Annotated in this window: 16 protein-coding genes; 10 read left to right on the plus strand and 6 right to left on the minus strand. The window is 63.5% G+C overall.

Annotated elements, in window-relative coordinates:
- The first annotated feature begins 164 nt into the window (after nt 1–164).
- The 5 genes from E2L06_RS05630 to E2L06_RS05650 all read left to right on the plus strand — a co-directional run bounded on the left by E2L06_RS05630 (nt 165) and on the right by E2L06_RS05650 (nt 5,299).
- Nucleotides 165–935 carry a creatininase family protein gene (locus tag E2L06_RS05630; protein ID WP_138779420.1) on the plus strand — a complete coding sequence of 257 codons (771 nt, stop codon included), beginning with the start codon at nt 165–167 and terminating at the stop codon, nt 933–935.
- Nucleotides 936–1,016: 81 nt separating this feature from the next.
- Complete coding sequence (gene nikR, locus E2L06_RS05635; protein ID WP_138779422.1) at nt 1,017–1,442, plus strand: nickel-responsive transcriptional regulator NikR; 426 nt, start codon at nt 1,017–1,019, stop codon at nt 1,440–1,442.
- A 132-nt stretch (nt 1,443–1,574) separates the two neighbouring features.
- Nucleotides 1,575–1,952 (plus strand): cupin domain-containing protein, encoded by a 378-nt coding sequence (locus tag E2L06_RS05640; RefSeq protein WP_138779424.1) that lies wholly within the window; start codon nt 1,575–1,577, stop codon nt 1,950–1,952.
- A gap of 83 nt (nt 1,953–2,035) precedes the next feature.
- Nucleotides 2,036–3,187 carry an acyl-CoA dehydrogenase family protein gene (locus E2L06_RS05645; RefSeq protein ID WP_138779426.1) on the plus strand — a complete coding sequence of 384 codons (1,152 nt, stop codon included), beginning with the start codon at nt 2,036–2,038 and terminating at the stop codon, nt 3,185–3,187.
- 123 nt (nt 3,188–3,310) lie between these two features.
- Nucleotides 3,311–5,299 (plus strand): PAS domain S-box protein, encoded by a 1,989-nt coding sequence (locus E2L06_RS05650; RefSeq protein WP_138779428.1) that lies wholly within the window; start codon nt 3,311–3,313, stop codon nt 5,297–5,299.
- On the opposite strand, the gene E2L06_RS05655 is transcribed toward E2L06_RS05650, so the two are convergent.
- Nucleotides 5,275–5,847 carry a HalX domain-containing protein gene (locus tag E2L06_RS05655; protein WP_138779430.1) on the minus strand — a complete coding sequence of 191 codons (573 nt, stop codon included), beginning with the start codon at nt 5,845–5,847 and terminating at the stop codon, nt 5,275–5,277. The genes E2L06_RS05650 and E2L06_RS05655 overlap by 25 nt on opposite strands.
- Nucleotides 5,848–6,032: 185 nt before the next feature.
- A complete protein-coding gene (locus E2L06_RS05660; RefSeq protein WP_138779432.1) occupies nt 6,033–8,021 on the minus strand; it encodes a 3-hydroxyacyl-CoA dehydrogenase/enoyl-CoA hydratase family protein in 1,989 nt (662 codons plus the stop codon).
- A gap of 115 nt (nt 8,022–8,136) precedes the next feature.
- Here E2L06_RS05660 and E2L06_RS05665 point away from each other — a divergent pair, with 115 nt between their 5' ends.
- On the plus strand, nt 8,137–9,279 hold the full coding sequence (locus E2L06_RS05665) for an acyl-CoA dehydrogenase family protein (RefSeq protein WP_138779434.1): 1,143 nt from the start codon (nt 8,137–8,139) through the stop codon (nt 9,277–9,279).
- A 90-nt stretch (nt 9,280–9,369) separates the two neighbouring features.
- Nucleotides 9,370–10,122, plus strand: coding sequence for a helix-turn-helix domain-containing protein (locus E2L06_RS05670; protein WP_138779436.1), 753 nt, complete (start codon nt 9,370–9,372; stop codon nt 10,120–10,122).
- Between the two features lie 13 nt (nt 10,123–10,135).
- Here E2L06_RS05670 and E2L06_RS05675 read toward each other — a convergent pair whose 3' ends face one another.
- Nucleotides 10,136–10,426, minus strand: a complete 291-nt coding sequence (locus E2L06_RS05675; RefSeq protein ID WP_138779438.1) for a hypothetical protein — start codon at nt 10,424–10,426, stop codon at nt 10,136–10,138.
- A 233-nt stretch (nt 10,427–10,659) separates the two neighbouring features.
- Here E2L06_RS05675 and E2L06_RS05680 point away from each other — a divergent pair, with 233 nt between their 5' ends.
- On the plus strand, nt 10,660–13,233 hold the full coding sequence (locus E2L06_RS05680; RefSeq protein ID WP_138779440.1) for a heavy metal translocating P-type ATPase: 2,574 nt from the start codon (nt 10,660–10,662) through the stop codon (nt 13,231–13,233).
- A gap of 179 nt (nt 13,234–13,412) precedes the next feature.
- Complete coding sequence (locus E2L06_RS05685) at nt 13,413–15,278, plus strand: L-aspartate oxidase (RefSeq protein ID WP_138779442.1); 1,866 nt, start codon at nt 13,413–13,415, stop codon at nt 15,276–15,278.
- Nucleotides 15,279–15,307: 29 nt separating this feature from the next.
- On the opposite strand, the gene E2L06_RS05690 is transcribed toward E2L06_RS05685, so the two are convergent.
- Entirely contained in the window at nt 15,308–15,925 is a 618-nt protein-coding gene (locus tag E2L06_RS05690) for a DNA-3-methyladenine glycosylase (protein ID WP_138779444.1), read from the minus strand.
- Between the two features lie 263 nt (nt 15,926–16,188).
- Here E2L06_RS05690 and E2L06_RS05695 point away from each other — a divergent pair, with 263 nt between their 5' ends.
- Nucleotides 16,189–17,487: a hypothetical protein gene (locus E2L06_RS05695; RefSeq protein WP_138779446.1), complete on the plus strand. Its 1,299-nt coding sequence runs from the start codon at nt 16,189–16,191 to the stop codon at nt 17,485–17,487.
- An 80-nt stretch (nt 17,488–17,567) separates the two neighbouring features.
- Here E2L06_RS05695 and katG read toward each other — a convergent pair whose 3' ends face one another.
- Together katG and E2L06_RS05705 are read right to left on the minus strand one after the other, a co-directional pair.
- Complete coding sequence (gene katG / locus E2L06_RS05700) at nt 17,568–19,709, minus strand: catalase/peroxidase HPI (RefSeq protein ID WP_138779448.1); 2,142 nt, start codon at nt 19,707–19,709, stop codon at nt 17,568–17,570.
- A gap of 395 nt (nt 19,710–20,104) precedes the next feature.
- Nucleotides 20,105–21,448, minus strand: a complete 1,344-nt coding sequence (locus E2L06_RS05705; protein WP_138779450.1) for a RimK family alpha-L-glutamate ligase — start codon at nt 21,446–21,448, stop codon at nt 20,105–20,107.
- Nucleotides 21,449–21,466 lie beyond the last annotated feature (18 nt).

A 21,466-nucleotide genomic window follows, 5' to 3' on the forward strand; every position in this document is an offset into this window, starting at 1 on the left:
CGACACCTCGTCAGCGGCGGGTTTCCACGTGTTGGCTCCTCGCGCTCCGGCCAGATGTCGCTTCGACGCGGCTCTCGGCGCTCTTTCTCGCTTCCGGACGGCGTGCATTCGTGTGCTGGTCTTTCACACTACGCTATTGATGATCCACACACGAGAGACTACGTATGTACCTCGCCGACGAAGCGTGGCCGGACCTCGAGACGTACTTCGAATCGGAATCGCTCGCGCTCGTGCCGCTCGGATCGACGGAACAGCACGGCCCGCACCTGCCGGAGGCGACCGACCACCTGATCGCGGAGGCGTTTGCCCGGGAGGCCGCCGATCGAACGGGCTATCTCTGTACCCCGACGATCAACGTCGGCGTCAGCGGCCACCACCGGCAGTTCCACGGGACGATGTGGGTCGAGCCGTCGGCGTTTCGCCAGTACGTGGAGTCGCTGACGCGAAACCTCACCGCCCACGGGATCGACCGCGTGATCTACGTCAACGCCCACGGCGGCAACGTCCAGCATCTCCGGGAGATCGGTGCACGCCTCCGTCAAGAGGGGGTCGCCTACGCGATCGAATGGATGTGGGACGAGTCGATTCCGGAACTGGTCGACGAGCTCTTCGCCCAGAACGGACCCCACGGCGGACCGAAAGAGACGGCGATGATCAAGTACCTCGAGCCGGAGCTGGTCCACGACGACCGCCTCGACGATGCCCGAGACACTGGCGTAGCGAGCGTCGAGGATGCCGGAACAGTCAAACACGGCTCGCGGACGTTCTACGACGCGATCGACAACAGCGACAACGGCGTGTTCGGCGATCAGACGGACGCGACGGCCGAGAAAGGCGCACAGCTGTTCGGGGCAGCAAGCGACCAGTTCGTCGCACTCTGTGAGTGGCTCGCAGAACAGGAGTTCGAAGATCTGCTTCCTGCAGACCACGTGTAGGCAGATTGTCGGCTCGAGCCGGCAGTATCGATTCCTCGAATGATGATAATCCTTAATAGTCCATAGCGGTTGGTTTATTATATGGCAGTCGTCAGCGTCTCGATGCCGGACGAACTCTTGGAGCGACTCGATCAGTTCGCCGACGAGCACGGCTATACCGGCCGCAGCGAAGTCGTCAGGGAAGCCTCGCGGAACCTGCTGGGCGAGTTCGAGGACACCCGGCTCGAGGACCGGGAGTTGATGGGCATCGTCACAGTGTTGTTCGACTACGAGACGACCAGCGTCGAAGAGCGAATGATGCATCTGCGCCACGAACACGAGGACCTCGTCGCGTCGAACTTCCATAGCCACGTCGGCGACCACTACTGTATGGAACTGTTCGTCCTCGAGGGCGAACTCGAGGACATCTCGGCGTTCGTCGGGAAGATCCGGGCGACCAGAGACGCGCTGACGGTCGACTACTCGGTTATCCCGGTCGACAGTTTCGATCCGCTCGCACAGGAGTAGCGTCGTGTGGCCGAACGCGGATACCGTTGGATACCACGGTTCACATACCGATCGCACTCGAGTCGCGATCAGGTGTTCACGGACTGGTGGCCAACAGTATAGTTTTACTGTCAGCCTCGCGAATGGGGCTGTATGACATACCGGAAGGTCAACTACGAAGAGGTCGAGCAGGTCTCGAGCGCGATGCACTTTCTCAGCGACCCACTCGAGACCGAGCAAGTCGGGGTAACGATTGCTCGCTGTGATCCGGACTGGAAGAGCAAACCCCACGACCACACGACCAACGACCACGAGGAAATCTACGTGCTCATCGAGGGGTCGGCGACGGTCGTCGTCGACGACGACCCGGTCGACATGGAGGCTGGCGACGCGCTCTGGATCCCGCCCGAATCGACGCGCCAGATCCGCAACGGCGACCGCGAGAGCGCGTTCGTGCTCGTCAGCGCCCCGAGTATCGCGGACGACGAGGGAGCCGACGACGAGTGGCTCCTGTCTGGATTCGCCGGCTAGCGGTACTGTTCCGTCGGCAGTGACCGAGACGGATTGCACTGTTCGCCGCCGGCTATTTGCTCCGTGGTGTCATTCAACAGGATATGGACCTACTCGACGAGCAGCTCGTCCCGGACCACGCACGCGAGATCAAAGCCGAAGCCCGCGAGTTCGCACACGACCACATCGAACCGAACGCCCAGGAGTACTTTCAGGCCGGCGAGTATCCCGAGGAGATCCTCGAGGCGGGCCGGGACGCCGGCCTCGTGGCACAGGACATTCCCGAGGAGTGGGGCGGACGGGGATTCGATCTGGCGCAGTTGCTCGCGCTCACGGAGGAGTTCTACCGGGCTGATGCGGGAATCGCCCTGACGCTGCAACTGGCGAGTTTCGGCTGTGAGATCACCTACGAACACGGCACCGACGAGCAGTGTGAAGAGTACATTCGACCGGTCGCGGAGGGAGAGCAGCGCTCGGGACTGGCAGTCTCGGAGCCAGAGACTGGCAGCGATCTCGCGGGGATGCAGACGCGGGCAGAACGGGACGGCGACGAATACGTCATCAACGGTGAGAAATACTGGGTCGGCAACGGTGTCGAGGCGGACTGGATTACCGTCTATGCCCGCACCGGCGACAATGCAGACAACCCATACGGGAACCACTCGCTGTTTATCGTCCCGACCGACACGGACGGCTACGACGCCGAGCACATCCCCGAAAAGATGGCGATGCGTGCCTCCAAGCAGGCACACATCGAGTTCGACGACTGCCGGATTCCCGCGGACAACCTGATCGGCGCGGAGGGTGCCGGCTTCATGCTGCTCGCGGATTTCTTCAATCACGGCCGCATCGCCGTCGCCGGCCACGGGATCGGCCTCGCCGCGGCCGCCATCGAGGAAGCCTGGGAGTTTACCCACGACCGCGAGGAGTTCGGCCGGACGATCAGCGACTTTCAGAGCGTCCAGCACGGCCTCGCCGATATGCTCCTCGAGTTCGAGAGCGCCCGGACGCTCACCTGGCGAGGCTGCGACCACGTTATGAACCGAGACAGTGCGGGCTACTGGGCGGCGATGGCAAAGACGAAGGCGACCGAAACGGCCGTCGACGTCGCAGAGCAAGCCATGCAGTTCCACGGTGGCCGGTCGGTCTTAAACGATCGCCGCGTTGCTCGTGTCTACCGCGACGCGCGGGTGCCGGTCATCTACGAGGGCGCAAACGAAATCCAGCGCAACCTGATCTACCGGCAGGCGCCCTGAACCCGTCCGTGTGTCCGATTCGGGCAGGACTGCCCTTGTATTACCACTGCGATACATTACCCGAAAGAACGATCATGGCCGGTTACACATCACCCGACACCCACTTGCCGTTTCCATCGAATTATGAACAGCCAGCACTCATCTCCTGTCAGACGCCCTCGCGTGCTCTGTGTGAGCCACGACCGGTCAACGAGAGCACGTCTTACTCTCTCACTGACGGACGATCCAGTCGAAATCGTCATCGCCAAGCAGGCGACCGAAGCCGTCGACTGTCTCGAGCGAACGTCGATCGATGCGGTCGTTATCGATGGCCATACGGTGGCGGACGTGCCGTCGCTCGTCGACGCCGTCGTCTCTGAAGCCCCGGAGACGCCAGCACTCGTTTCGTGGGGCGGAGACGACAGACGCGTGTTAAGCGAAGTCGTCTCCCGGACGAACGAGGCCGATCACGAGAGCCAACTGGCGGATGCGCTCGCTGATCGGCTCAACGGAGCGACCGACGTTACGTTTCCGGAACCGGACCCGCCGAGCGGGAAGACGATCGCGCCCGACCTCGAGCACATTCGCCAGACGTTGCCCGCAGCGCTCGCCGATATCGTCTGTTCCGTTCGCTGTCAACTGGTCGATGCGACCTCACCGCTGACCGTCGAAAGGACGATCCGTGAAGAACTGACCACTCACGATCGGTTCACGTCCGCCTGGATCGGCGAGTACGATCGTGGCGAACGGACGGTCGTCCCGTGGCTCTCCGACTGTGAGTCGAAAGCGTGGTCGCTCGATCGAAGCTTCAGCGTCGGTGGCGGTGAGTTCCCGTTGCTCGAGCGTGCGATGTGCACGCGATCGATTCAGACACGCCAGTACGACGAGACGAGTTGCGACGAGGTCCCCTTTGGCACCCGTGCGCTCGAGCATGGTTCCCGATCGGTCGCCGTCGCCCCGCTCGCCACCCGCGATGAGCTATACGGCGTGATCGCCGTCTATGGGACGGCTGCGCTCTCCGAGTCCGAACGGGATGCGATCCGAGCGATCGCCGCGACCGCGTCACACGTCCTCGAGACGATCGCCGTCCGCGGTCGGCTCGAACAGCGAGAGCGCGTTCTCGACCGATACGAACGGCTCGTCGAAACGGCGGGTGACGGAATGTACGTTCTCGACGAGACGGGTCACTTCATGACGGTCAACGACGCGCTCGTCGAGATGAGCGGGTACAGTCGCGAAGGGCTGCTCGGCGAACACGCCTCGTTCCTCTTCGACAGCGCGGATATCGACGCCGCGAGGAGCGTCATTCGATCGCTCCGTACCGCCGACGCGAGTACCGACACCATCGACGTCACGCTCGAGACGAAAGCTGGTGCATCGATTCCCTGTGAGGCTCAGATCGCTGTCCTCGTCTCGGACGAGCAGTTCCGGGGCACGGTTGGCGTCCTTCGCAACGTCACCGCACGGTATCGTCGTGAACAGAAACTCCGCGACCATACCGAGCGTCTCGATGCGTTCACTCGCATCGTCAGCCACGACCTCACGAATCCGCTCAACGTCGCGCAGGAATCCCTCGATCTCCTCACGGACACCGAGAACCTCGCCTACGCCGATCGGACCCGCGAGGGGCTCGATCGGATGGAAGCGATCATCGAAGACGTGTTGGCGATCGCTCGCGACGGCGAGTGGGTGGCAGACATCGCACCCGTCGACCTCGAGGCGGCCGCTCACGAGGCGTGGAATCACGTCTCGACGGGAGAGACGACGTTGTCGATCTCGGAAACGACCACGATAGAGGCCGATCGCTCGTGGCTGTTGCGACTCTTCGAGCACTGCTTCCGGACCAGTATCGAACACGGTTCGGCGGTCGAGACCGTTCGCATCGGGCCACTCGAACCGAGCGAACGGGGCTTTTTCGTCGCGGCCAACGGTGTCGGACTTCCCGAGGACTGCCGTTTCGATCCCGCTGACTCGTCGGTTTCGTCGGCGATGGACGGGCTGGGTGTCGGCCTCAGGATCCTCAAAGAAGTGGCTACCGGACACGGGTGGGCAGTCACCGCAACCGAAAGCGAGGGCGGCGGGGTCCGGTTCGAGTTCGAAACAGACGGCTACTTGTCGGACTGCAGGTCCTGAAACGCGCCGACGAACTCGTCGTGGGTGGTCATCTCGGTGACCGTCTCGTCAACGCGAGCCTCGAGTTCGTCGACGCGGTCACAGAGATCCAGATACTCTTCGTTAGTCGCGAGTTCGCGGTCAGTCTTCTCCGACTCCAGAAGCGCTTTTTTCGAGACGAGCGTGTAGTACTCCTGAATATCCGCCTCGTAGTCCGAGCGGCTGACGATGTCGTCAACCATCTCGAGGAGCTCGTCCTTCGAGACCGGCTTGACGAGGTAGTCGTCAAAGCCCATCTCGATGATATCGAAGTCCGGATCGACCGCCGTTACCATGACGACTCGCGTGTCGTATCCCTGCTCGCGGATTCGCTCGAGGACATCGTCACCGGAGAGTCCGGGCATCCGCCGGTCGAGCAGGACGACCTCGACGGAGTCGGCCATCTCCGCGAGCGCTTCCTCGCCATCGTAGGCTGTCTCGACCGTCCAGTCACGTTCGAGCCACGCAGCAAACAGATCGGCGAGCCGCGTTTCGTCGTCGACGACGAGCACCTCCGTCCCGTCACTCATTGGGGAACCCCTCTGTTCTCTTCATCGGTTACAGCCACGCGTCACCAATGGTACCTCTGGGTCATAAATCTCGCGACCATTTCACCGACGAGCAGACGTGCCGACCACCGTCCGCGACAGCCACGCCGGTTCGCGATCTGTTACAGGTGCTGGCCGTATCGCAGCCCGGCAGCGATTTCCAGCCCTTATTGGCCTTCGAACTCGGGGTCGTCGTCGCCGAAGAAGGCGTTGATACCCTCGTGAACGTCCTCCGAGTTGACGACGTGTCCGAAACCCATCGATTCGATCTCGAGTCCGGCCTCATGGTTGTCCCAGCCTTTGTGCATCGCCCGTTTCGTATAGCGCATCGCGAGTGGCGGGCCACCGGCGAGTTGCTCGGCGTAGTCGCGTGCGGCCGGCTCGAACTCGTCGGGGTCGACGACTTCGTTGACGAAGCCGAACTCGGCCATCTCCTCGGCAGGGAACCGCTCTGCGGTGAAGATGATCTCTTTCGCACGCCCCATGCCGACGATGCGCTGGAGGCGCTGGGTGCCACCCCACCCCGGAAGCAGTCCGAGGTTGAATTCGGGCTGGCCGAACTCCGAACGCGAGGTCGCAATCCGGATGTCAGCACACGTCGCGAGTTCCATCCCACCGCCGAGACAGTAGCCGTCGATCGCGGCGACGACCGGCAACTCGAGTTCCTCGAGGCGGCCGAACGTTTCCTGACCGTCCCTCGAAAGTTCGATCGCCTCGTAGGGGTCGGCACCGCTGCCGGCAATACTCATGAAGTCCGCACCCGCAGAGAACGCCTTCGAGCCGGCCCCCGTCAGCAAGAGTGCGCGAACGCTGTCGTCGTCATCAACGAGGTCGAGTGCGGTGTCGAGTTCCTCGACGAGGTCGATGCTGATGGAGTTCATCTGCTGGGGCCGGTCGAGTTCGATCTGTGCGACCCGGTCTCTGGGATAGGTCAGCTCGAGCGTGTCGAACGCCGGCGGTTCGTCCGTTTCGCCCGCGCCCGAATCGTCGTAGAAGCCACCCTCCTCGGCGACGGTCGCGAGATGGTCGAACGGCTCGTAGCGAGGATGATCCGTCTCCTTGTAGGCGTCCTCGAGCGCGTCGGCGAGCGTTTCGACGCCGTATTCGTCGGCGAATTTCGCGGGTCCGTTTGGCCAGCGCCCGCCGAGTTTGACCGCGGTGTCGATCTCCGAAGGCGATGCGACGTCGTCACCGACGAGGTAAGCTACTTCGTTCGCGACGACGGCGAGCAGACGCTCCTTGACGGTCTCGCTGAACAGCTCCTCGTCCATCGAGACGTCCGCGCCGTCGCCGTTCTCGTAGTCGTAGAAGCCTTTCCCGGATTTCTGGCCGAACTCCTCGCTTTCGACCTTGGATTCCAACATTGGGCACGGCTCGTAGCGCTCGCCTGCAACCTCGTGCATGTACTCGAGGACGTGGTAGCCGACGTCGATGCCGACGTAGTCTGCGAGTTCGAAACTCCCCATCGGTAGCCCGATATCGAACTTCGTCGTCGCGTCGACCTCCTCGATCGTGGCGACGTCGTCCTCGACAAGCCACGCAGCTTCGTTCATCAGGGGAACGAGGATGCGGTTGACGATGAACCCGGGCACGTCTTTGCGGACGCGGACGGGCGTCTTCCCGAGATCGTCCGCGAGGTCCTCGACGACGTCGAGCGTTTCGTCCGCGGTGTGTGCTCCGGAGATGACCTCGACGAGATCCATCCGGATCGGCGGATTGAAAAAATGCATCCCACAGAACCGCTCGGGCCGTTCGGTGACCTCCGAGAGGTCCGTAATCGAGAGACTCGAGGTGTTCGTCGCGAAGATCGCCCGGTCGGGGGCGACCGCCTCGAGATCGGTGTAGACGTCCGTTTTGATCTCCATCTGTTCGGGGACAGCCTCGATGACGACGTCGGCGTCGGCGACGGCTTCCTCCATGTCGACCAGCGGCGTCACGCGCTCTAAGGCCGCGTCGGCCTCTGATTCGGTGAGCTGGTTGTTTTCGGCGAGCTTGCCCAGCGACCACTCGAGCTGCTCGTAGCCGTTCTGGACGAACTCGTCGTTGATATCGCGCATCCGTACGTCGTACCCTGCGATGGCGGCGACCTCCGCGATACCGTGACCCATGTTGCCCGCTCCCAGAACTGTGATGGTGTTGATATCCTCGAGCTCCATGATCAGTAGTCCTATGTGAAGTCGTTTCAACGTTTCCCTCGTCAGAATTAGAAACTCTTGTTTAGTTTACTTCGGGTTACAAAACCCTTTACCGAGGCGTATGTAACAGTGTCTCATGGAATTCGGGCTCACTGAGGAACACCAGCAGATCCGCGACGAAGTCCGCCGATTCGCCGAGAACGAGATCGTCCCCAACGCCGAGGAGTACGACACTGCAGAGACGTTTCCGCACGACATCGTCGACGAGGCCGCCGAGATGGGGCTGGTTGGTGCCTCGATTCCCATCGAATACGGCGGGGCCGGTTATTCAACGCTCGAGTCGGTCATCATCGCCGAGGAGCTGTTCTCGCACGATCCGGGCATCGCGCTCTCGATCATGGCCTGTTCGTTCGGCACCGAGGCCATCCGCGAGTTCGGGACCGAAGACCAGAAGGAACGCTTCTTGGAGCCGGTCGCAGCCGGCGAGAAGATCTCCGGCGCGGCGATCTCTGAACCCGACACCGGTTCGGACGTCTCCTCGGTGTCGACCCGCGCGGAAAAAGACGGCGACGAGTGGGTGATCAACGGCACCAAGATGTGGATCACCAACGGTTCGGTCGGTGACTTCTTCGTCGTCCTCTGTGAGACCGATCCCGACGCCGAAGGACGCTATAACGGCTTCAGCCAGCTCGTCGTCGAGGCCGACCGCGACGGCTTCAGTTCGGAGAAGATCACCGGCAAGATGGGGATCCGTGCCTCCGATACCGCCGAGCTCGTCCTCGACGATGTCCGTGTTCCCGAGGAGAACCTCATCGGCACCCGCGACGCCGCTTTCATGCAGCAGATGTACTTCTTCGACGAGACCCGCACCGGCGTCGCCGCACAGGGACTAGGCATTGCGAAGGGCGCGCTCGAGGCATCCCTCGACTACGCCCAGGAGCGCGAGCAGTTCGGCAAGTCCATCTCGGAGTTCCAGGCTATCCAGCACAAGCTCGCCGACATGGCCACGAAGACCGAGGCCGCGCGCAACCTGACCTACAAGGCCGCCTGGAACGTCGACCAGGGCAACGACATCACCAAACTCGCCTCGATGGCCAAGGAGTACGCCTCCCGCGTCGCCGTCGATGTCGCCGACGAGGCTGTCCAGATCCACGGCGGGGCCGGCTACGTCAACGACTTCCCCGTCGAACGCTTCTACCGCGACTCGAAGATCACTCAGATCTACGAGGGCACGACCGAAATCCAGAAGAACATTATTGCACGCGAGCTGTTGGACTGAGATCGATCAGTCCAGGTCTCAAGCCCCGCTCTCGGCCACCGCCGTCGCTCGCCAGCAGTCCTTTGTCGCGTCGACTCCTATCGTCGCGTCATGAGAGAGTTCGTCTTCGCCCTCGAGTACGATCCCGGCACGAACCCGGTCGCGGACGTTCTCGAGGCCAACCCGGAGACGACGGTGCGGTCGCTTGCGTGTCACGTCACCCCCGAGAGCCTCTGGCGGGTCGATCACGCGACCGGCTCGCAGTCGGGGATCGAGGCACTCGAGGGAGCCTACCGCGAGCCGACCTACTGTGCGGACTGTCTGGTTCGGGACGACTGCGGGGCTGACTGCGAGACGCAACTCCTCGATCGCTCGAGCGACGAACTCGTCGTCTACACCTACTGGGATCGCACCGATGTCTGTACGTCGGTTCCCCACCTCGCGCTTGAGTATCTCGGCGAGGGGCTGCTTTTCGAGACCTATCGGGAGGGCCGGCGCTATCGCTGGCGGATCGTCCTCGGGAGCGACGCGCCAGTCGGAGACTTCTTCGACGCGCTCGGTGACGAAGTCGGCGAGTGTGCCGGCATGGAGATGCTTCGGCTGACCGATCTCGATCCCGATCGTGAGAGCAACGACGCGGACGCGTCGCTGCCAGCCGAACAGCGGGCAGCGCTGCAGGCCGCCGTCGAATACGGCTATTATGAGACCCCGCGACGGACCGACCTCTCGGAACTCGCAGAGAAACTCGACGTGCCGCGCTCGACGCTCTCCTATCGGCTCCGGCGGGCCGAAGCGACCCTCGCGACCGCGTTCGTCGATGATGACTCGCTCGAGTACGACGAGACGCTCGCCGTCGGTCGGTGATCACCTCGAAGGGTCAGGAACGGTCTTCGACAATACGGATGTCCTGAAAGTCGTACGTTTGGCAATACTGGTCGCCGAAGCTATCGTTGGTATCGCCCCACACGTGGAGGACGTGTGTGGCGACGATCTGCGACCGAGCGGTTCCCCACCCGAACCCCTGTGGTGGGCTCACTGACTCGCCGTCGGATGTCTGTAGACAGCCCTCTTCGTCGGCTGCGACCGAAACTGCAAATAGCGAGTCACAATCGAAGCATTCCGCCTCGGCAGTCACATCCGCTGCCAGCGTCTCGTTGTCGGCTCGCATAAAGTCCGTCGCAGTAGTGAACTCCCACATTTCAGACTCACAAACGGGACACTGCGGCCCGAGAGCAATATTCGCAAACATCAGTGACCGTCGCTAATCAGACGGATCCAATAAAGAACCGTGTTCCCAGCGACGGAGCGCGGAACGCGACAGGGCGGTGGCGACTCCAGCCGGCAGCCGAGTTGGCGCACGCCGAATAACCCGTATGGGCGACGAGTGAGTACACGCAGGTGATGAGTGACGCTTCGCCGCCGGATGCAGGCGACGGGCCGGACACGACCCGTACCCTCGAGCTTCGCGTCCCGGAGATGGACTGTTCGTCGTGTGCCGGGAAGGTGACCAACAGCGTCGACCGTCTCGAGGGAATCGACGAACTCGACGCGCGGGTGACCAGCGGTCGGCTCGTCGTCGCATACGATCCGACGGAGACGAGCGATGCGGAAATCCGCAAGCGGGTTCGGGCGGCCGGCTACGAGATTGTGGACGACGATGGACGCGGTGACGACGAGCTAACCATGTCGGTCCCCGGCATGGACTGTGCCTCGTGTGCGACCAAAGTCGAGACCGCCCTCGAGGGAGCCGACGGCGTCGGCGAGATCGAGACCCGGCCCACGTCGGGTCGCGTAACCGTCGCGGTCGACGAGGGCACCGACCCCGATTCAGTCACCGACGCGATCGAGTCCGCCGGCTACGACGCGACGCCGCTCGACACCGATGGCGAGCCGATGGCCGACGCCGAGCCCGTCTGGAAGAGTCGGCGGGCCGCCATCACGGGCGTCGGTGCCGTCGTCGTGGCCGTCGGGATGGCCCTCGAGTTCGTCCTCTCCGGGCTCGATCCGACTCTGTTCGCAGTTGCGGGCCGGAGCTACCAGCTCTCGACGCTGCTCTTTATTCTGACCGCGGCCGTCGCCGGCGCGCCGATCTTCCGGAACGGCTACTACTCCGCACGCAATCGGAGCCTCGATATCGACTTCCTGATGACGGTCGGCATCATCGCCGCCGTCGCGGCCCACCATCCGTTCGAGGGGGCCATGCTCGCCGTCCTGTTCAACATCGCCGAGTTGCTCGAGACGTACTCGATGGATCGCGCACGGGACTCGCTGCGGGAACTGATGGACCTCTCGCCGGACACCGCGACCGTCAAACGCGAGGACGGCTCCGAGGAGACGATCCCCGCCGACGACCTCGCGGTCGGCGACCGCGTCGTCGTTCGGCCGGGGGAGAAGATCCCCGCCGACGGCACCGTGCTCGAGGGCGAGAGCGCGGTCGACGAGTCTCCGATCACGGGCGAGAGCGTTCCCGCAGACAAGACGACGGGCGACGAGGTCTTCGCCGGTACGATCGCGGAGTCGGGGTACCTCGAGGTCGACGTCGAACACGCGGCGGGCGACTCGACGATCGCCCGCATCGTCCGACTCGTCGAGGACGCCGAGCGCGAGCAGACCAAACGCGAGCAGTTCGTCGACCGTTTCGCGAGTGTCTACACGCCGATCGTCGTCGCACTCGCGATCGCGGTTGCCGTCGGTCCGCCGCTGGTCGTCGGCGCGTCGTGGCACACCTGGTTCCTGCGCGGGCTGACACTGCTGGTCATCGCCTGCCCCTGCGCGTTCGTCATCTCGACGCCGGTCAGCGTCGTCTCGGGGATCACCAGCGCCGCGCGCAACGGCGTCCTGATCAAGGGTGGGCGCTATCTCGAGTCGGTCGCCGAGAGCGACGTGCTCGCGGTCGACAAGACGGGAACGCTCACCACCGGCGACCTGTCGGTGACCGACGTGATCCCGCTCGAGGGAGCCGACGAGGACGACGTGCTCCGACGGGCGAGCGCGGCCGAACGCCGGAGCGAGCACCCGCTCGCACGGGCGATCGTCGGCTACGCCAAAGAGCGAGGGGTCGATCCCGACGACCCGGCAGTCTCCGACTTCGAGGCGCTAACCGGGAAGGGAATCCGCGCCGAGATCGACGGGGAGACTCACTACGTCGGCAAGCCCGGGCTGTTCGAAGGGCTGGCTGACTTAGAGCACGCCCACGTCACGACCGACGGCGGGACCGCGCTCGAGACCGAGGCGGCGGCTACCGAATCGCGACCCGACTGCAACCGCGAGGGCTGTCTCGACGTGTTGCGCGACATCGTTCCCGAACTCGAGGCCGAGGGCAAGACCGTCATGATCATCGGCACCGAGGACGGCCCGATAGGTGTCGTCGCCGTCGCGGACCGGGTCCGGCCCGAAGCCGCGTGGGCCGTCTCGCGACTGCAGGACCAAGGTGTCCGCGTCGTGATGCTCACCGGCGACAACGAGGGCACCGCTCGCGCGATCGCCGACGAGGTCGGCATCGACGAGTACCACGCCGAGTTGCTCCCGGACGAGAAACTCGCGTGGATCCGACGGCTCGAGGGAGAAGGGAACGACGACGATACGAGCAGTAACGTCGCCATGATCGGCGACGGGATCAACGACGCACCCGCGCTTGCGACCGCAGGCGTCGGCATCGCAATGGGCGCGGCAGGGACCGACACGGCCCTCGAGACGGCCGACGTGGCGCTGATGGGCGACGATCTGACGCGGCTGCCGTATCTCTACCGGCTCTCGCGGACGGCAAACGGCGTCATCCGCCAGAACATCTGGGCGAGTCTGGCCGTGAAGGCGGTGTTGGCTGCCGGCGCGCCGATCGGTCTCGTGACGGTGATCCACGCGGTCGTCATTGGTGACATGGGAATGAGCCTCGGCGTGACTGGCAACGCGATGCGCCTCGCACACGTCGAGCCGGACCTGCCCGAGGACATCGATCGCCCCCATCTCGAGGAGTGAGCCGTTACCGCCTGGTGATTCGTCGACCCACGTCACCACCTGACTAGCCGCATTCGCCCGGTACGTCTTGACCCGGACAAAAACCCAAACCCGAGATAAGGGGGCCTGATTCCTTCGTTTTCGGCCGTTTGCATAGTTTGGTGAGCGAGCTATGTTCGACCAGCCCTTACATGATATTGATGACAGAAATACCGCCTGCTGACCAGGGTGTACCGACGACCGGCGATGCCGGTGGCGTCGACGGACGGCTGCCGACGCAGGGCGGGGACGAAGCCGACGGTCGTGACCACGAGGCCGCATACGACGTCATCACGACGCCGGTGCTCGTCATCGGGGCGGGTGCTGCCGGGGCTCGAGTCGCCATCGAACTGGCCGAATCGGGGCTCGAGCCGCTCGTCGTCGGCAAACGAGACTACGGCGATGCCCACACGACGTGGGCGGCTGGCGGGATCAACGCCGCACTCGGCTCGCTCGATCCCGAAGACAACTGGCCGATCCACGCAGCGGACACGTTGAACGAGGGCCACCACCTGAACGATCCGGAGGCCGTCGAGTTGACGGCCAAACACATGCCCGACCGGATCCGGGAACTCGATGAGTGGGGGATGTCGTTCGCCCGAACCGACGACGGGAAAATCAACCAGCGCTACTTCGGCGCGCAGTCGTACCGCCGGACCTGTTTCGTCGGCGATCGCACGGGCGAGGTCATGCTCGAGACGCTGATCGACCGAGCACAGGCCCTCGAGATTCCCTACCGCGAGAACGTGATGATCACGCGACTCCTCTCGGACGGCACCCGTGTCGACGGCGCGGTCGGGTTCGACATGGAGACCGGCGACGGGTTGCTGTTTCGGACGGACCACGTCGTGCTGGCGGCCGGTGGCTTCTCGGCGGCTTATCGACGCCACTCCTCGCGGGACGACGAGAACAACGGCGACGCCCAGGCGCTGGCGCTCGAGGCAGGCGCTCGACTCCTCGACACCGAATTCGTCCAGTTCCATCCCACCGGTATGGTTGGGGAACGCTACGGCGACGAGTGGGACGGCCGACTCGTGACGGAGGCCGTCCGCGGGGAGGGTGGCCGACTCTACAATGCGGCGGGCGAGCGCTTCATGGAGCGGTACTCGCCGGACCAGATGGAACTCGACGCTCGAGACGTGGTCGCACGAGCGATCGCCGAGGAGGTTCGCGAAGGGCGAGGGACCGAACACGGCGGCGTCTATCTCGACATCTCCCATCGCGATCCCGAGTACATCCACGAGCGACTGCCGACGATGGTCGACCGATTCGAGGGCCTCGGCGTCGATATCACGGCAGAACCGATGGAAATCGGGCCGACGGCCCACTACACGATGGGTGGCGTCGACATCGACTTCCGGACGGGGGAAACAGGGGTCGAGGGACTGTACGCCGTCGGCGAGGCCGTTGCGGGCGTCCACGGGGCAAATCGCCTCGGCGGCAACTCGTTGGCCGAAACCGTCGCGATCGGCAAACTCGTCGGCGACCACGTCAGCGAGCAGGTTACTGCGGGCGACGACGCGCCCACAGTCACTGACGGCCAGCGAGCGCTGGCCGAACGCGAGTTCCGCGCGCTCGCGGACCTGGCCGCTTCGGATGGCAACGTCGCACCCAGGGCGCTCCTCGAGGACCTCGGTGAGTTGCTGTGGAATCACGCCGGCATCCTCCGCGACGAAGAGGGGCTGCGCGAGGGACTGGAGCGACTCGCGGAACTCCGCGCGCGAACGGCCAACCTCCGGGTCGACGGCGACCGCACCTCCCGGTCGTTCGAGTACGCCGTCGATCTCTCGATGAGCCTCATCGTCGCCGAGGTGTTGCTCCGAACGGCCCTCGAGCGAACCGAGTCCCGCGGCGCACACTACCGGACGGATTACCCGGAGACGGATCCAGCCTGGCGACAGAACCTCATCGTCACTGCCGACGAGAGCGGGCTCTCGCTTCAACGCCGAGGCGTCGCCGAACCGAGCGAACCAGTCCGTGCGGCCCTCGAGGAAGGGTACGAACTCGACTATCACCACCTCGAGTGACCGACGCGAGACGAGCAGTCCGAACGGGATCAGGCCTCGTATTCGGCCCAGATGTACCGCGTCGCGGTGCTCCGGTAGGGCCGCCACGGCTCGGCGAGCTCGCGCATCTCGGCTCGCGTCAGGTCCGCACCGTCGTTGTACAACCTTTCGATCCCCCGTCGAACCGCGAGATCGCCAAGCGGCAACACGTCCGGTCGCTCGAGGACGAACATGAGGTACATGTTGGCGGTCCACTCGCCGATTCCTGTGATCTCGGTGAGTTCGGCGATCACCGCCTCGTTGGAGTGCTCGGCCAGGCCAGCACGGGTGAGATCGCGCTCCTGAAACGCACGAGCGGCGTTTTCGATGTAATCGACTTTCGTCCGCGAGAGGCCGGCCTCGCGAAGTGCGTCTCGAGACGTGTCGAGTACCGACTCCGGAGTGACGACACCCTCGAGGATGTCGAAGACACGCTCGCGGACGGCCGCGGCGCTAGCGGTCGAGAGTTGCTGATTGATGATCGACACGCAGAGGCGCTCGAACTCGTTTTCGACCGGCTCGAGCGGGTGTGGCTCGCGGCGCTCGATTACGCTGGCCAGCACGGGGTCCTCTCGGAGGACGGACTCGGGTGCGTTGCGAGCGGTGGAGTCGGGATCGGCCATCGTCATCGATGGAGAGGCTCGAGCGATCAAAAGCGCGCTGTTTGGACGGAGCGAGATGTGGCAGCTGTCCGATATGGCTCGGCTGGGCCGAGCGGTGTAATACGCTCTTATCCGTCGGAAAAGGTGGACGAGACTGTCGGATTGACCAGCTAATACGTAATTACGCACCCGACTATGCAGGCCGCGAGAGGGGTCGGGAGAAATAGGACAGTACACCGACGGGACGGCCCTGTTGACTGAAGTACAGGTCGATTCCACCACTTGGGGAGATGGCAGACGATACATCTTCGACCGAGACAGGCGCAGCCGAGCAACGACGAATGACTACCGACACCGAGCAGATCAGAGAGTGGGCCGAAGCTCACAACGCCGTTCCCGTCAGGGTTCGGGACAGCGACGACCACGGCCACTCGTTCGCTCACCGGGACGAGCTCGGCGAAACCCACGAGGAGTACACCTGGGACGAGTTCAACAACCGGTTCGAGGACGAAGACCTCGTATTCGTCTACCACGAGGAGGAACCGGCCGGTGAGGGGCTGGGCTTTTTCGAGGTCGTCGAGCGCGAGCAGGCGTTCGACCGAGCCGATCTCGGCCGCGACGAACTCGAGGATTCGCTTCGGCGCGGCGAGACGGTGACGACCGAAATCGTCGAGACGCAGGTGATCGAACAGGAGATCGTCGAACGGGACACGATCGAGAGCGAAGTGGTCGACACCGATCTCGTCGAACGGGAGGTCGTCGACTCCGAACTCCTGGGCCGCGAGATCGTCGAGACCGAGTTCATCGACGATGATATCATCGAACTGATCGTCGACGAGGACTACCTCGAAACCATCGAGGAGATCGAACGCTACACCGTCGAGAGCCGCGTCGTCGACGTCGACATCGAGCAGGACGAGGAACTCGAGCACGACGAGATCGAGTCGGTCGAGACGGACATCGAACTCGATAGCGTCCAGCGATCGATCCTCGAGAGCGACGTCGTCCGCTCGGACGTGATGGCCGACGAAGTGATCGAACGGGAAGTGATCCAGAGCCAGCGGACCGAAGGCGACACCGTCCGGAGCGAACTCATCGAGCGCCGGACGGTCGAGGAGGAAGTGACCGAGCAGGTGGAGCTGCGATACATCCTCGAGGGGACCGAACTGCTCGAGTCCGAGGTGGTCGCCAGCGATGTAATCGAGGGCGAGATCATCGACGTCGAGGAGTACGGTGCGATGGAAGCCGGTGCAATGGAAACCGAACCCACCGGTACCGCGGCCGGCGAACCGATGACGAGTGCTGAGACCGACACCGGCACGGGAACGACGGACGAGGCGACCGAACCGGCAACGATCGAGCTCTCCCAGGACGAACAGGGCAAAGACGTGATCGACGATTCGGGCCAACAGATTGGCATGATCGCCGAGGTCGAGGGACAGACGGCGTACGTCGATCCGGAACCTGGACTCACGGATCGACTCAAAGCGCGCCTCGACTGGGGCGGTCACGGTGACAAGGACTATCCAGTCGACGCGTCGCAGATAACGGAGATCACGGACGACGAAGTCGTCATCCACAGCGAGTGAACGGGACGCGCGTCCGATAATTCCACCGCGGAACGGCCGCCGTCACTGCGACTATCTGTCGAACGGTCGTCGCGGCTCGGTTACTCGAGGTCGAAGCGGTCGAGTTTCATGACCTTGCTCCATGTGTCCACGAAGTCCTGCACGAACTTCTCCTCGCCGTCTTCAGCGCCATAGACTTCCGCAATGGCGCGAAGACGGGAGTTCGACCCGAAGACGAGGTCAACGCGCGAGCCCTTCCATTCGACCTCGTCCGTTTCGCGGTCGCGCAGCTCGAAGACCTCTCTGTCGTCCGAGACAGGTTCCCACTCGTAGTCCATGCCGAGTACGGTCTCGAAGAAGTCGTTGGTCAGCGTCTCCGGCTGGTCGGTGAAGACGCCCAGGTCCGAGTCCTGATAGGTCGCACCCAGCGTGCGCATACCGCCGACCAGGATCGTCATTTCATCGGCCGTCAGGTCCAGGAGGTCGGCTTTGTCGACCAGCAACGCTTCGGCCTTGCGCTCGGCCTCGTCACTGAGGTAGTTGCGGAACCCGTCGGCTTCCGGCTTGAGCGCCTCGAAGGACTCGACATCGGTCTGTTCCTGCGAAGCGTCGGTCCGGCCCGGCTCGAACGGGATCTCCACGTCGTAGCCGGCATCTGCCGCCGCCTTCTCGACGGCTGCATTGCCGCCCAGCACGATCAAGTCGGCGAGTGAGACCCGAACGGCGTCGGCCCGAGAGCTGTTGAACGCTTCTTGGATCTCCTTGTAGGTCGAGAGAACCGTCTCGAGCTCGTCGGGTTCGTTGACCTCCCAGCTCCGCTGGGGTTCGAGGCGAATGCGGGCCCCGTTCGCGCCGCCGCGCTTGTCGCTATCGCGGTACGTCGATGCAGCCGCCCAGGCGGTTTTGACCAGCTGGGAGATCGACAGGTCCGACTCGAGGATCTCCGATTTGAGGTCGTCGATTTCGTCCTCGCCGATCAGCTCGTAGTCTGCGTCGGGGAGCGGGTCCTGCCAGATCAGCTCCTCGTCGGGAACTTCCGGCCCGAGGAACCGCTCTGCCGGGCCCATGTCGCGGTGGATCAGCTTGTACCACGCCTTCGCGAAGGTCTTCTGGAACTCCCGTGGGTTCTCCTGGAAACGCTCGAGGATCTCCCGGTAGTCCGGATCTCGCTTCAGTGCGATGTCCGTCGTGAGCATCATCGGGTCGACGGTCTCCGACGGATCGTGGGCGTCCGGCACGCTCTCTTGGATCTCCTCGTCGACCGGCGTCCACTGCCACGCACCGCCAGGGCCTTTCTGTGCCGCCCACTCGTATTCGAGCAGGTTGTCGATGTATCCCATGTCCCACTGGGTCGGTGCGGATGTCCAGGGCCCTTCGATGCCGCTGGTGATCGTGTCGGGGCCGTTGCCCTCGCCGAGTTCGTTCTTCCAGCCGAGGCCCTGCTCTTCGATGGGTGCCGCTTCGGGTTCGGGGCCGACGTGCTCGTCGGGGTCGTCAGCACCGTGGACTTTCCCGAACGTGTGACCACCGGCGATGAGCGCGGCCGTTTCCTCGTCGTTCATCGCCATTCGGGCGAACGACTCGCGAATGTTCTCGGCCGACGCTTCGGGGTCCGGATTGCCGTCCGGCCCCTCAGGGTTCACGTAGATCAGCCCCATCACGGTGGCGCCGAGGGGATCCTCGAGTTCACCTTCCTCGTCGAAGCGGTCGGAGGCCTCCATCTCGTCTTCGGGCCCCCAGTCGACGGCCTTGTCGGGCATAAAGTCGTCTTCACGACCGCCAGCGAAACCGAACGTCTCGAAGCCCATCGACTCGAGGGCGACGTTGCCGGCCAGGACGATCAGGTCTGCCCACGAGAGTTTGTGGCCGTACTTCTGCTTGACCGGCCAGAGCAGCCGGCGCGCCTTGTCGAGGTTCGCGTTGTCGGGCCAACTGTTGAGCGGCGCGAGGCGCTGGCGACCGCCGGACGCTCCGCCACGGCCGTCGGTGGTGCGGTACGTGCCAGCGCTGTGCCACGCCATCCGGATAATGAGGGGGCCATAGTGGCCGTAATCAGCCGGCCACCACTCCTGCGATGTCGTCAATACGTCCTCGATGTCCTCCTTGACGGCCTCGAGATCGAGTTTCTCGAATTCTTCAGCGTAGTCGAACCCTTCGCCCCGCGGATCGACTTGCTGAGCGTTCTGATCGAGAATCTCCACGCTCAACTGATTCGGCCACCAGTCTTGGTCAGACCCAGTCATCAATGGCGAATTGCTTCTTTCGCCTATTAAGATTTTCTACTTCAGTAACGAAGTCTTTTCTATGGCAAAAGTAATCTTATGAACCCGCGAGATTTTATCAGCGATTGGATCGTGTCGTGCGTTCAGTCCACTCGTCAAGACCCGTCTCTCAGTGCGCCGAGTCCGTGTATCGAACGACCGACGCCATCGATAGCTCGTATAAGCAGTCGGACGAATCTGGTGAGAATATAGTAGCTACTGAAACGATTTATACACTGGATCGCTAACGCAGTCGTGCGATCAGATATACATTGACTTTCAGTGGCTACTATAGCTGTCCAAAACAACAGTTCTGTTTGCTGATTCGCTCGATATCGTTTCAGATACCGAAAACCGACGGATCGGTACTCCCCGTGTTACTCCTCTTCTTCGGGAGTATCGACCGCGTCACTGTCGATGCGGCGGCTGACATCGACCTGATAGTTCTCGAGGATATCCCGACCCAGCAAGACCGGGTAGTCCATGTGACCGCGATCCTCGACGCTTGCCGTGACGGTGTGTTGATTGCCGCCGACGCCGACGACGACGTCGACGACGGGACGGCTCTTGGACTGCTTGCTGCTCCCGGAGCGAATGCGGGTGATGGACTTGATCGGCCCGGCACCGATGTCGGCGGCGAGGCTCGTGTCGATGCTCGTCCGAGTCGCGCCGGTGTCGGATTTGGCGAGCACCGTTTTCGAGCCGCTGGTTCCGGAGAGGACGACTTCTTCGGTGTAGCCGATCACTGCCGGTTCCGTATCCTGTGCCATCGCTTCCGTCGGCTGGGCCGTCGGCCGGGAGTCGTCGAGGACGTTCGAGAGGTCTCGCACGCGGTCGTCGTCGACCTCGCCGCCGGCACGTTCGATCGCGAGTTTGGCGATGTAGGGCGCGGGGCTGACCTGCGTCGCCTCGTAGAGCCCCTTGAATCCGGCCGTCGGGTTCACCTCGAGGACGAACCAGCCCTCGTCGCCTTCGACGAGGTCGACGCCGGCGTAGTCGAGATCGACGATGTCGGCCGCGCGCTGGGCCATCTCGCGGGCTTCCTCTGGGAGATCCTCGGTCGCGTCCTCGACGGAGCCACCGAGCGCGACGTTGGTTCGCCAGTCGTTGTCCGGCGCGTAGCGGTACATCGCGGCGACGACTTCGTCGCCGACGACGTAGACGCGCAAGTCGCGGTGGCGGACGTCTTCTTGGTCGACGAGTTCCTGCAGGAAGGCATACCGGTTGCCAACCTTGGCGTTGATCGGGTCGTCGGGCCCGACTTTCCACGTCCCACCGCCGTGGGTGCCGATCGCGGTCTTGTAGACCGCCTCCTCGCCGTACCGACTCCGTGCGGCATTCAATTGATCGCCGCTTAGCGCAAGTGTGACATCGGGCGTCCGGACGTCGTTGCCCGCGAGCGCGGTTGCCGTCGAGAGTTTGTGGATCGCGGTCAACACGGAATCCGGTTCGTTGAGGGTCGGAACCAGCTGGGAGAACGTGTTGGCGAGACCCAGTTCCTCGGCGGGCTGTTCGGTGTTCGACAGCAGCATCCGATTAGCGATCACGTCGACCTCGGGCTCGAGGACGGGACTGCCGTCGGTGACGCTGATCGACGTGTTCTCCGCGCGAAGCCACTCGGTGTCGTGTCCGAGATCCTCGACGGCGTTGAGAATCGCTTTGGTTTCCTTGCTCGTATGAAGACTCAATACCCCGACGGTCACGGGATCTGCACCGGCCATACAGGCTAGACTCCCACC

Origin of the sequence: Haloterrigena sp. H1 (assembly GCF_005938085.1) — an archaeon.
Classification (GTDB): Archaea; Halobacteriota; Halobacteria; order Halobacteriales; family Natrialbaceae; genus Natrinema.